We start from the raw sequence: 12604 nt of genomic DNA, 5'->3' as shown, positions 1-12604 counted from the left end.
ATCTTAAATAATGAAGCATTGTTTAATAATTTATTGCGTTCACGCAATAAATGAATTCAGGCTAAAAACGAGAAGAAGACACTTAGATTTATGGTTACATAGATTTGTGCCTTGATAAAGAAATAGACATCTACAGAAATTAATTATTCGTTACCTGAAACCCTTGTCGTGCCTCCGCATTGCTATATCTCTATGTTTTTCCACTTTTATAGCTAAATTGGCAGACTAATAACAAATTTTGTACCCTTACCTGGATTTGACAAACAATCAATTTCTCCATCATGCTTATCAGCAATAATTTGTTGAGCGATCGCCAATCCTAACCCCGTACCTTTATTTACACCTTTAGTAGTAAATAAGTGGTCAAAAATATGTTCCTGAACTTCCTCGCTCATGCCAACACCATTATCGGCAATAATAATTTTTACTTGTTTTTCTGCTACAAAAGTTGTAATTGTAATCTGGTTGGGATTTGCTGTGATGTCCTCGAAACTACGACCTGCACCAGACTCATCTAAGGCATCAATAGCATTTGCCAAAATATTCATAAAAACTTGATTTAATTGACCAGGAAAACACTCTATTTCAGGTATATTTCCATACTCTGTAAATACCTCAATCGCTGGACGGTGTTCGTTTGCCTTGAGACGGTGCTTGAGAATTAAAATTGTGCTATCAATACCTTCATGTAAGTTAAATGGCTGCTTGTAGTCTCGATCTCCCCTAGAGAAAGTCCTTAAACTATTGCTAATATTTTTAATGCGATCGCAAGCCATTACCATTGAGTCAATCATTTTGGATAGGTCTTCTATGCAATAATCTAAATCGACTTCTTCGGCATGATTAATAATTTCTTCGTTAGCATTTGGGAAGCTTTTTTGATATAGCTGCAAGTGTTCGATAATATCACCAATATTTGGTTTCGCTTGTTTGAGGGTTGCTGAGATAAACCCCAGGGGATTATTCATTTCGTGAGCTATCCCTGCTACCAAATTACCCAGTGCTGACATTTTCTCGCTCTGAATCATTTGCAGTTGGGTATGTTGCAATTGCTGTAGGGATTGGGTTAATTCTGCGGTGCGTTCCTCCACCTGTTGTTCTAAAGTACGGGTGAGATGGGAAATTTTTAAGTGTAGCTTTAATCTGGCAATGACTTCTTCCTGTTGAAAGGGTTTGGTAATGTAGTCAACAGCACCAATTTCCAATCCTTTGACCTTATCCAAAGCATCAGATAAGGCTGTCATAAAAATAACTGGAATATGCTGAGTAATTGAATTAGCTTTTAACCGACGACAAGTTTCAAAGCCATCAATACCGGGCATCATCACATCTAAGATGATTAAATCGGGGTGAGCATATTCTGCTTGTTCAATTGCTGACTCCCCATCATTTGCCATCAGTGCTTTCCAGCCATGTCCCTGAATCGCTTCTGATAGCACTTTGAGATTATTCGGATTATCATCTACTAAAAGAATACGCATTGGTTTGACGAGAGTATCTTCTATCATTTCAGTGTTCCCTCAGCTACTAAGGATTTAATGAATTTACGTATTTTTGCAGTTTGAAAGCTGGCAGTAAGTTTAGTTAACTCAGTGCCAAAGGGAACTAGTTGCTGGTTTTGGTCTACTTGGGTTTTTAACATTTCTTCAATCGCTGGAATATCTCCCATCATTGCCAAGTGATACAGTTGTTGCAAAACATCTTGGGATGGCAGCACTAATTCACCATTAGTAGCAGGTTCCGGTTGCGGTATAGATTGAGAAGATTTTTTGCTAGATTCTGCATAAGTCCAATCAATTTTGAGCAGCGATAGTAATCCATGCAGCAGGTCATCTCTCTGGAGGGGTTTCGGTATAAATGCAGCAGCACCTGCATCTAAACTTTGCTGGCGATTTTCCTCGAAGACGTTAGCACTGCAAACGATAATGGGAATAGACTTGGTTTGAGGATTTGCTTGCAGGTGAAGCATTACCTCAAAGCCATCCATATTCGGCATAGCTAAATCGAGTAAAATCATATCTGGCTTAGTTTCACTTATTAACTGCAATCCCTGTTTACCATCGCTAGCTTCTTGAACTTGACTACCTATTTCTTCCAGCAAACTGGTTAACATCAAACGGTGATTAGCATCATCATCAATAATGAGAATATTAGGTGCATTACCTTGAATGCCAATAATTTTTTCTTGCTTGGGGATACTTCCTTCTAAATGCCAATCTGGGGAAATCAATGCAGGTACTGTTACATCTAGCCAAAAAATGCTACCTTCACCTGGACTACTTTGTACTTGAATTTGGCTATCCATCAATGCCGCAATTCTTTGGCTAATTGTCAATCCCAAACCAGTACCTTCAGAACGCTGTCCAATTTCACCTACTTGTTCAAAAGGCAAAAAGATTTTTTCCATATGATCGGACGACATCCCAACTCCTGTATCCTCTATTTGGAAGCGAATTTTCGCAATTGGGAATTCAGTAGATTTTTGTTTGCTTTCTAATAACTCAACTTTAAACGTAACACCACCACTATTAGTAAATTTAATCGCATTACCCAGCAAATTGATTAACACTTGTCGCAATCGCTTTTCATCCGTTTCAATAGTAGATGGTAAGCGATCGCTAATTAAAATGTTAAAACCAATTCCTTTCTGTTCCGCTCGAATACCGCAAATTTCCGTCACACCATGTAGAAAACTTGGCAAATGAAGACTACTGGAGACTAATTCGAGTTTTCGTGCTTCAATTTTCGACAAATCGAGAATGTCATTAATTAGCATCAACAGGTGAGAACCACATTGATAAATAATGCTAACTCCTTCCCGATTTTTCTCCGTCAAGTTTGGCGAGCCTTGTAGCACCTGAGCAAAACCCAGGATACCATTGAGCGGCGTGCGTAGCTCGTGGCTCATATTAGCGAGAAACTCGCTTTTTGCATGGTTAGCAGCATCAGCAGCTTGCTTTGCCTCCAAAAGTTCATGAGTTCGTTCTTCGACTTTTGTCTCCAGAGTTTTAGAATAATCTAATAGCAGTTCGTTCGTTATTTCCAATTGCTGATTCGCTTCTTCTAACCTCTGCTGTTTATAGGCATTAGTTGTGGCAATGACACTGCTAATAAACGCAGTCAAAGCTGGTGTTACCGGAATCAGAACACCAAATAAAAATATTCCGTAGCTACCCCCTATCAACACCCCACTGGTGCTGATAGTTGCCCAAAGAATTTTACCACCAAGAATCTTGAACCTATTACCAAGACTCGCTAAATACCAACTTCCCGCAGAACCAATCCCAGACCAGAAAACAATCCAGAAAGACAGGAAACTCCCAGAAACGCCGTGTAAATTGGTTTTTCCTGTTTTTGCCCCCCGTACCAGTTGGAGGGCAATATTGGCATGAACAACCACACCTGGAGTCGGTTTTTGGGCAGAAAGCAAAGAGGAACTGAAAGGTGTACTAAAAAAATCATTGGTACTGGTAGCAGTTGAGCCAATAAATACCATGCGATCGCGCATCAAATCTGCCGGAATTTTTCCTGCCAACACATCACGCATGGAGACTTGACGAAATGCAGTTTCCGAACCATACCAGTTGAGCAAAATTTGATAACCCCCGACATCGGCATCACTATAACCAGCTTCTTGATTTTTCAGGGGTTGGTAAATAGCCTTACCCAATTGAAACTTTTGCTGTTTTTCGTCAACAGACTCTAAAGTTATTTTTTCAGTTTCCAGATACTTGAGTGCTACAAGGGTTGCCAGTCCCGCTTTGATTTTGCCATCTTCTTTTGCATCTTCAGATGTGAGTAAAGCTCGACGCACATGGCGATCGCCATCCAAAACCAAATCAGCTAATCCCACCTGGTCTTTTTTTTTCAGTTCTGGTGGTGGATTTACCCGCTCACCAGTGATTTTCTCTACTCCTATCAAATTGGGAGTAGTATCAAAGATTTGCACAAGTTGCTCATGACCAGTTCCTTCTGGCAAATCCCGATACAGGTCTAGTCCAATCGCACGGGGTTGTTGCGATCGGATTTTTTCGAGTAATTGTGCCAATGACCAATCTGGAACGGGCCATTTACCTACCGATTGAATATCGCGTTCGTCGATAGTGACAATTACGATTTCATCAGCTATTCTTTGTTGCGATTTGAATCGCACCCATTCATCGCGGAGTTTCCACTCAGGCAAATTAAAAAGTCCCAACGACTGCCCAACAATAACTGTCAGAGCAACACTGGGGGTAATAATCAAAATGCTGCGATTACGTTGGATAAAATCTCGAAATTTTTGCCACATGCCATACAGTTAATTTATTTTGATCCGCGTTAGAGTTGAACGCAACCCAATACATTTTAATTAATGTTGGGTTACGCAAAGCCTTCACCCAACCTACAAAACTATCTGGATATCTAATTCCCTCCCCTTTGCAAGGGGAGGGTTAGGTTGGGGTAATTTTATTTGGGGCAATTCGAGTACTTGTGTGTAAACCTTCACAAAAAAGGGAAGGACGATTTTTGCTTTGAAAAATCATCCCATCTTGCACAATCTACCTTAGTTTGCAGATGCCACTAACGGAGCTGTAACAATCTCTTTCAAGCTCACAGAGGTGAGAAGTTCTCCCCACTGCTTGATGATAGCTGGATTATTCGGTTGAGTTGTATGTAGTGCAGCCAATGTTGCCACACAGTCATACCACACACCATTTTTACCCAAAGCCTCTGCTCGTTTCATTGCATCTTGCTGCTGCATTGCTGTCACCAACTCTGCATTGGGCTGAATTCGTTCAATCCAACCATCTACGTAAGGTGTACTTGGACTCAATTGTCCATCCACTTTCAGAGCTAGAAACCATTGGTAGTTCTCGCCAACTTCTAAAGCAGGTGCATTGCTTGGTAATTTAACCGCAATTACTCCAACTTTCCCAGCCACGGGAATAGTCATCTGGTGGTGCATATTACCAGCTTTATCCTTGATACTGAACACAGCTTCTTTTGCTTCAGAAGTCGGAAGATAGACCATTACAGTCGGACGTTCAGATAAGGTTGTCCCATAGTAACTTTGGGGCATGAGTCCAATTAATGCTGCTGGACCAGATGCCGCGACAGTGGAAGGATTCAAGTAGTAAGTACCAACGCGGGAAGCTCCTCCACTTGCTTGCTGGGGAGTGCTGTTACCCTTGGCTGGAGTAAATAAATTACCTCTAGAAGCTCCACCACTTGCTTGTTTAGGCGCTCCTTGAGGTTTAAATAAATTACCTCTGGAAGCTCCACCACTTGCTTGTTTAGGCGCACTATTTCCTTTTCTCGGGGTAAATAAACTACCACGGGAAGCTCCTCCAGTTGCTGTACTAGGAGCGCCATTTCTGGCAGGTGGTCTAAATGTTACAGCATCGGCACTATTACATGCTGTGCTAGCGATGAGAGCGATGACGCTCAAGCTACTAATTAAATATCGGCGTTTCATAATGGTTCACCCATTGTTGCTAAGTTGTGATATTAAATACATTGATCTGATTCGATCTAAATCTGACTAAAAAGTCGTTTTTAACTCCAGACCCGAATTAATAGAGGTGTATTAGCTGTTATAAACGACTCCAAAAGGAAATGCCACGATGAAAATACGTTTGTTTTTCAACAATATATGCTAGTAATTTCACGTATTTAAATCCAGTTTCCAACTAAAACAAAGGCAGACCAAAAAAATGGATCGCGGAAATCAGTTTGGCGAATCAAATTGATTTGTGCTTGACGCAATGCTTCAGCTTTCGTAATTTTGGGTTGTCGTAGTTGTTCGTAGAAGAGAGTCATGAGGATTTCTGCGGCTTTGTCTTTGACGGGCCAGAGGGTGGCAATGGTGGAACGGGCACCCGATTTGACAGCTAAACCAGCCAATCCCAGGACAGCGCGATCGTCTCCAGTTGCGGTATCGCAAGCACTCAGTACCAACAATTCAATCGCTTTCGATGAATCCCCACTTCTATTTTTGAGGAGTTCAGACAATTCCTTGACATTAACTTGTCCATCCCACGTAAGTAAGTAGGTATCTTCGAGACGAGAACTAAATTGTCCGTGGGTTGCCAAGTGAACAATATCAGCATTCCCAGATTTGACGCGATCGCCTAATGCTTTACTGGTAAATTGCTGGTTCAGTAACAAATTAGATGGTACTGACTGGGATATTTTCTTCACTTCTGACTCCACAGCAGGTAAAGCAGCAAAACCAGAGCGGGATTCGCTAATACCAGCAACAATCGCATTAATTTTGTTTTGCTGGAATGAGTGAGCTGCCATCAGTTGCAATCCTGGTGAGAGGGCAACTGCATATTTTTCAATCAAATACTGTTTGCCATCATATAGGGCTGCCATCGGTATATTCCGCAACTTCCCATCCAAAACAAATACCAGCGTTTTGGTATCTTTAAAGGCTCCATCCTCTTCTGCCGGACGAATCAGCCAATCATAAATTTGTTGGGTAAATTTTTCCCTGTCTTTGGAATCGGAAACAGGGTTGATGGCAACCAACAAATTACCAAGAGTTTGTTCAATTTCAGCTTGAGATTTGCGTGTTACATAATAACGTAATGGTTTACCTGATTGGGAGATAATCGTTGCCAAGCGATCGGGTAAGATAATTGGGTAAATAACTGTTGCTGTGGTGTCAACTTTATCTATTTGTTGTGCTTTATCTAAGCAAGCTTCCCGGAAAAAGTTATCCAGTTCGGCAACTTGCAGAGATTCAATCAATTCACGAGCTTGCATTAGTTCTGTCTGACTCGGTTGCTCATCCAGAAGTAAACCCACCATTTCCCGGTAAACAGGTTCCACACTTTCTTTGAAAGAGAATTGGACATCAGGATTAACGGCAACCAAATCCCCCCGCAGTGATTTTAATGCCTTGACTGCTTCGGTATAGGCTGAAATTGCTTGCGTTTTATTACCTTGTTGTTTATATAACTTTCCTACCTGCCATGCCGATTGAGCAATAATATCGTCAGCTTGGATTTGACGGGCAATATTCAAAGATTTATCAGCTAATTCCTTTGCCTCACGAAATTGAGAATTGCGACTGTAAAGTTGTGCCCACTGATACAGTGCATGTGCTTCTGCGGGAGCATCCTGAATTTGTTGTGCAGACTTAACAGTAGCTGCCATGAGTTGCGCTAAATCTTTGCTTGGTAAAACTTGGTTGGGTTTTGCCAATTTATTTATGGTAGCTGCAAAATTAATTGCTGCATAAAGAGAATTATGGCTAGGTTGTAGTTCTCCTAACTGTTGCTGCAATTGAGGTGCAAGTGCGATCGCATATTCCAGTTTGTCATAATCTACCAATAACTTGAATCGAGCCAAACATGCTTGCAATAACTCATTCGGATTCGTAGCGGCTTTTTCGGCATCTTCAAAGTAATTTAATGCTACTTCGGGGTTTTGCAAATCAGAGGCATTTTTTCCCAGACTCGAAAGGATAGAACTTAACTGGGCTTTCGCTTGAATTGTATTAGCTGTAGCTAAACTTTGTTTTAAAACCTGCTGACTTTTACCATCACCGATCGCATGTAAAGCTAAACCCAGGGATCGCAATCCACTGACTTTAACTTCCGAATCCGGCATTGCTGCCATTTTTTGTGTTAATTGTTCTAACTGTTGTCTCGAACGACGATAAAATCCCAAACTTTGCAAAGCTTGTGCCTGGTTGATTTGACTACCCAGACTTCCCGTATTATCCCCAGCCTGCTCGTAGTATTTTTGAGCTTGCTGCCAAGTTGCGATCGCAGTTTCGGCTTTACCTGTACGCAGTTGTAAATTTGCCTGCGTATTCAGTATTTGTGCCCAGATAATCGCATCACCAGAGGGTTTAGCCGTTTGCAAAGTTTTTATGCTTTGTTCGATGGATTGTTGAGCAGGTTCCCACTGATTGAGTTCCTGTTGTGCCAGGGAAAGGTAACTTAAACTCAAGGCTTCATTAATGCGATCGCCTTGGTTCTGATATTGTTGTGCTGCACTTTGCCAAGCCGTAACAGCTTCTGCAAAACGTCCAGATTGGTAGAGGTTCCGTCCTTGTTCCAGTCCGTTGCTAGGTTGGGAAGCAGAGAGAACAGGGGTTGTTACGGGTGGAGATGCTTTTACTGGTGTAAAGGTAAATGCTAAACACAAACTTAAAATACTGAGGCTGACATAGAGCCAACGAGTTTGTTTCATTCCGAAAGCCATAATTAATCTAAGTGTAATTTGTTGAAAGATTGGTTACAGCACAAGTGTTTATAAAATCACTATATGTATAATGCCCAACTTCCGATCTTAACTATCAGTTGTTAAGCAATTCACTTACAATTAGGATGCTGTGTCATTCTGGATTAACCTATGACCACCTTCTTTTCCACAGATGCAGACTTAAATTTCCCCGACAGCGATGGCAAACCAATGGCAGACAATACCGAACAGTTTCGTTGGATTGTTCTAATTAAAGAAAATCTGGAAATTTTGTTTGCTAATGAACCTAATGTATTTGTGGCGGGAGATTTGCTATGGTTCCCAGTAAAATCGCGCTTAATTTCACCAGTTGCACCAGATGCAATGGTGGTGTTTGGTAGACCAAAAGGACGACGTGGTTCTTACAAACAGTGGCAAGAAGACAACATTGCCCCACAAGTGGTATACGAAATTCTCTCACCCAGCAATAATGCAGATGAGATGGAACGCAAGCTAGAGTTTTACCAAACCTACGGCGTGGAAGAATATTATCAGTATGACCCAGAACGGTACGAACTTAAAGGTTGGCGACGAGAAGGTCAACAGTTGCTACCAATTGCTCAAATCGATGGGTGGACGAGTCCTCGCTTGGGGATTCGGTTTGCATTGGGCAACCATGAACTCGTGATTTACCGACCAGATGGACGGCAATTTTTGAGTCCAGTGGAATTGAACCAACGAGCAGAACAAGCGGAACAACAATTGCAGGATATGCAAGCGCTGCTTCAGCAATACCGCGATCGCTTTGGGGAATTAGAGTAGTTAATTAACTTTTAGGAATCGCAGCACAGGTTAATACTTGTTGCACTTGAGTCGGAGATTTATCTGCAATTAATTCGACTTTCCCCTCTGCATTACGTCGCCAACTTGTGGCTTGAACCAGTGTTTCGGTCAATTGGGGTATTTGGGCTGTGACTGCGCTAGTTTTGCGATATGACGAGATGTCGCGGATATCAGACCAAGTGCGCGTAGCCCGTTGTAGATATCGCCCTTGTTTATAGTTCAAAAGGATTCAATAACTGCAAGCCCTCAATCCATTGAAAATCTCTGATATTTCGCGTGACTAGTTGATAATTGTGTGTTAATGCAGTTCCAGCAATAATGGCATCCCCCAAACTCATACGCTGTATCTGTCGTAGCGCTACTGCTCGCTCCAGTACGGGTTGAGAAATCGGAATAATTAGCGATACCGAGAAAAATTCTTCAAGAAACTGTCGTTCTATTTCGCTTAGACGATGATATCCCAATGTTTCTAAGTAGCTCAAAGCTGAAACCACAGGCTCATGTTCTGCAATAAACTCCCGTAAGGAGCCGTTTTCAGGTTGAGCAGCATAAATGATAATATTGCTATCCAAAAGCATTATTCATCTCGACCTGGAAGTTGCCGATCTTGCCGTACTTCCCTTTGCCAAACAACTGGATCGATTCCTGCAAAAGCTTGTGCTTGTGATAGCTTCTCCAATGCAGCAGCCATCCGTTGCCCACGCCCATTAGTTTCAGCAATTGGCTGTTCTTCCAATTGTTCTTCTAATATTGTCACTAAAACCTGAACTGGGCGATCGCCTCTCAAATTTTGCCCCGCATTGTCTTCCCATTTCAAAGAGTCACCTCTTAAGGTTGCTTTAAAGGTACGTAGCATAACTTTACCGTAATTTTGCTTCCTCCAATTCTCATTATAGAGTTTCTGGAGATTTGCTAATAATAAAATTACAAGAACTGTTCACTCCCAGGGGATGATTGATTATATATTAACTTTTGGTCACAGCAGCACAGGTTAATGATTGTTGCACATTGGCAGTAGCTTGATCTGCAATTAATTCGACTTTCCCCTCTGCATTACGTCGCCAACTTGTGGCTTGAACCAGTGTTTCGGTCAATTGGGGTATTTGGGCTGTGACTGCGCTAGTTTTGCGATATGACGAGATGTCGCGGATATCAGACCAAGTGCGATCGCTCCTGACTTCCTGATTGGGATTTTGGGGTATACCTCCTCTTCCCGTAGCGACAAAACTACTGCCTTGATTTGCAGAACAGCCCTGAGCAATTTGTTGGGATGGATCAGTGACATTTGCTGGTAATTCTATTAAGCCAGAATTGGGATCGACACCAATGGTATTCACCTGTACTGTGCCATTAACACCAAATTGTGAACTAGCGGTGATGTCACTATCTGGGGTAAGTTGAGGACGATATTGTAAGCCAATAATTCCCTGAGTAGTGATTTCAATATTGCCGCCCTTACCTTGGAATGCGTTAGCGACGATATCACTGTTTTCTAATCCAACAATGATGGGGGAATTAATGTTGATGTTACCACCATTGCCTGTGCCTCCAGCCGTGGCGATAATATTGCTACCGTGGCGCAAAATTATGGCATTAGATTGCAGATTAATTCCACCCCCTGTTCCTGAGTTCGTGGTGGCGGAAATTTTGCCAGAGCGATCGAGGGCGATCCTGTCCGCATTGATGTAGAGATTTCCAGCATTGCCAGACCCTTGGTTATTGACCCGCACTAACCCCCCATTCGTAATCTCCAAGCGTGGGGTATTAATAATCAGATCGCCTGAATTGCCGGTAGGTAGAGCCGATAATCCGAATGCTTGCCGAAAGACTAAAGGTAGCACCGACGCACTGGCACTAATCTCGCTCGGCTTACCCGAAGCGGCACTCACACCACTGACACTAATTTGCTCGGAAACATTGACTCGCAAAATCCCAGCATTGCCCTTGCCCAGGGTGGTGGCTCCAACGACTGCGCTATTTCGCACACTCAGTCTGGGTGTATTGACAGTGACGTCCCCGACATTCCCCCGGTTACCGCTGACAGCACCGATGAAAGTGGCGCTGAAACTTATGGGATTTTCTCCGGTCAATTCGATGAACTCAGATGCGTTGACAAGCACATTTCCTGTGGCTCCCGTGCCCTGACTAACACTTGTAATCGAAGCGCCCTCTTGCAATCTCAATTGCTGCGTCGTGACCTGGACATTACCTCCTTGTCCAACCCCAAAGGTGTGGGAAGCGATCTCGCTACGAGTCGTTGCGGGTTGCAGAGATGAAAACCCAGTAAGTTGAATTGAATTCGCTGCGACTGAGATATTTCCTGCCATTTCAGATCCATAAGTACGGGTAGTAATTTTTCCGCCATCTTCGAGTAGCACTTGTGGTGCAGTAATCAGCACATTACCACCAGCACCTGCGATCGCATTTGTCACTAAAAGGCTTTGAGCAAAGCCATTGTTACCCACTCCTTGCATGGAAAAGGACTCACTAGCATTGACAGTAATATCCCCAGAAACTTGATTTCCCTGGTTGGTTAACAATGCCACAGAACCCTCATTCACGCTAATATTTCTGCCTTGGAGGTGAATTGAACCGGCTGGGGCACCACTCGCGTTAGCAAGGGCTTGATGCGAAAACCGAATATCGCCGAACTTTTGAATAGTGCTGTAGTCAAAATCCCAGCCAGCGCTTGCTGTGGTGACATTAACGGTTCCGGCTTTGGCGCTACCGAGTTCTAGATAACCTGAGGGGGCAGTCAGAATGCCACCATCTAAGGTAATATCTCCCCCCACAAGTGCTAGGGTTTTGCCGGGAGCAACTTGTAAGCCACTGGGAGTTGCTCCCATCTTAAGCGGGGCATTTCCTTCAATCAAGCGGTGTCCGGTATTTTGGACAGTAATTGTTCCTGGCGTTTGCCCCATTTGCAGTCCAATTGGCACACTCATCGTCAACAACGGTGTAGCACCAGGATTAGTCGCACTAAACTCTATTCCATCAGCAAACTTAATGCTATTCGCCGTTGTTCCCACAAAGGAGCCACCAATATTTAACGAGGCATTTTGACCAAAGACAATCCCCGCCGGATTCATCAAAAACAAACTTACCGGGTTATTACTATTGAGCGTGCGAATTAACCCATCAATATTGGAAACATTTCCACCAGTAACTCGGCTAAATATGGTTGTAATATTTGGTGTATTAGTTAAATCAAAACTCGCTGAACCACCTGTAGGTACAGAGAAATTACTGAAGCTGTGAAATAAATTATTATCTTTATCTATACCGTTAAGAATATTAAAATTATTACCAATTGAGTTGACAGTGGTTTTAGTTGTGCCATCAGATGTCACCTGAGCCTTTGCTGCTAAAGACATTCCAGCAGATAAGATACCACAAACTACACCCAAGCACACTGAAGTTCCCTTCATCATCCGACCTCTATTGCGACTATATGCTTATATTTCCCAATATTATTTTTTACTAACACACTCATCCTGTGAAAATTAAACCTCGTCCATTTTGAGAACTGGAGTTTTCCACGAAAATATATTATTGTGAATTTAGGGGTGTAGTTGAGAGT

At 42.5% G+C, this 12604-nt stretch carries 8 protein-coding genes and 1 pseudogene; 1 reads left to right on the top strand and 8 read right to left on the bottom strand.

The window, feature by feature from the left end:
• Positions 1-212: 212 nt before the first annotated feature.
• From CK510_RS16815 to CK510_RS16800, 4 genes are all read right to left on the bottom strand, one after another.
• Positions 213-1508: a hybrid sensor histidine kinase/response regulator gene (locus tag CK510_RS16815; RefSeq protein WP_095722806.1), complete on the bottom strand. Its 1296-nt coding sequence runs from the start codon at positions 1506-1508 to the stop codon at positions 213-215.
• Positions 1505-4291: a CHASE2 domain-containing protein gene (locus CK510_RS16810; RefSeq protein ID WP_095722805.1), complete on the bottom strand. Its 2787-nt coding sequence runs from the start codon at positions 4289-4291 to the stop codon at positions 1505-1507. The genes CK510_RS16815 and CK510_RS16810 overlap by 4 nt, the downstream gene beginning before the upstream one ends.
• A gap of 255 nt (positions 4292-4546) precedes the next feature.
• The gene (locus CK510_RS16805; RefSeq protein ID WP_095722804.1) at positions 4547-5458 is read right to left on the bottom strand and encodes a DUF928 domain-containing protein; all 912 of its coding nucleotides are present in this window, start codon (positions 5456-5458) and stop codon (positions 4547-4549) included.
• A gap of 197 nt (positions 5459-5655) precedes the next feature.
• On the bottom strand, positions 5656-8202 hold the full coding sequence (locus CK510_RS16800; RefSeq protein ID WP_095722803.1) for a CHAT domain-containing protein: 2547 nt from the start codon (positions 8200-8202) through the stop codon (positions 5656-5658).
• 150 nt (positions 8203-8352) lie between these two features.
• Between CK510_RS16800 and CK510_RS16795 the strand changes: the two genes are divergently transcribed.
• A complete protein-coding gene (locus CK510_RS16795; RefSeq protein ID WP_095722802.1) occupies positions 8353-9003 on the top strand; it encodes a Uma2 family endonuclease in 651 nt (216 codons plus the stop codon).
• 4 nt (positions 9004-9007) lie between these two features.
• Here the strand turns inward: CK510_RS16795 and CK510_RS16790 are convergent.
• The 4 genes and pseudogenes from CK510_RS16790 to CK510_RS16775 form a co-directional block, all read right to left on the bottom strand.
• Positions 9008-9217: pseudogene (locus CK510_RS16790) on the bottom strand (hypothetical protein); the annotation flags it as partial.
• A gap of 19 nt (positions 9218-9236) precedes the next feature.
• The gene (locus CK510_RS16785; protein ID WP_095722800.1) at positions 9237-9602 is read right to left on the bottom strand and encodes a type II toxin-antitoxin system VapC family toxin; all 366 of its coding nucleotides are present in this window, start codon (positions 9600-9602) and stop codon (positions 9237-9239) included.
• The gene (locus CK510_RS16780; protein ID WP_095722799.1) at positions 9602-9880 is read right to left on the bottom strand and encodes a hypothetical protein; all 279 of its coding nucleotides are present in this window, start codon (positions 9878-9880) and stop codon (positions 9602-9604) included. The genes CK510_RS16785 and CK510_RS16780 overlap by 1 nt, the downstream gene beginning before the upstream one ends.
• 109 nt (positions 9881-9989) lie before the next feature.
• Positions 9990-12452: a two-partner secretion domain-containing protein gene (locus tag CK510_RS16775; RefSeq protein ID WP_095722798.1), complete on the bottom strand. Its 2463-nt coding sequence runs from the start codon at positions 12450-12452 to the stop codon at positions 9990-9992.
• Positions 12453-12604 lie beyond the last annotated feature (152 nt).

The sequence above is a fragment of the Brunnivagina elsteri CCALA 953 genome, from assembly GCF_002289455.1.
GTDB classification, from domain to species: domain Bacteria; phylum Cyanobacteriota; class Cyanobacteriia; order Cyanobacteriales; family Nostocaceae; genus Brunnivagina; species Brunnivagina elsteri.
Note: the sequence above shows the minus strand (reverse complement) of the source record. Positions and strands in the feature narration are given on the sequence as shown.

What these genes read in the sequence shown, in the direction of transcription:
- CK510_RS16795 (WP_095722802.1), top strand. Translation starts at nt 8,353, where the DNA reads ATGACCACCTTCTTTTCCACAGATGCAGACTTAAATTTCCCCGACAGC.
- CK510_RS16800 (WP_095722803.1), bottom strand. Translation starts at nt 8,202, where the DNA reads ATGGCTTTCGGAATGAAACAAACTCGTTGGCTCTATGTCAGCCTCAGT.
- CK510_RS16780 (WP_095722799.1), bottom strand. Translation starts at nt 9,880, where the DNA reads ATGCTACGTACCTTTAAAGCAACCTTAAGAGGTGACTCTTTGAAATGG.
- CK510_RS16775 (WP_095722798.1), bottom strand. Translation starts at nt 12,452, where the DNA reads ATGAAGGGAACTTCAGTGTGCTTGGGTGTAGTTTGTGGTATCTTATCT.
- CK510_RS16810 (WP_095722805.1), bottom strand. Translation starts at nt 4,291, where the DNA reads ATGTGGCAAAAATTTCGAGATTTTATCCAACGTAATCGCAGCATTTTG.
- CK510_RS16785 (WP_095722800.1), bottom strand. Translation starts at nt 9,602, where the DNA reads ATGCTTTTGGATAGCAATATTATCATTTATGCTGCTCAACCTGAAAAC.
- CK510_RS16815 (WP_095722806.1), bottom strand. Translation starts at nt 1,508, where the DNA reads ATGATAGAAGATACTCTCGTCAAACCAATGCGTATTCTTTTAGTAGAT.
- CK510_RS16805 (WP_095722804.1), bottom strand. Translation starts at nt 5,458, where the DNA reads ATGAAACGCCGATATTTAATTAGTAGCTTGAGCGTCATCGCTCTCATC.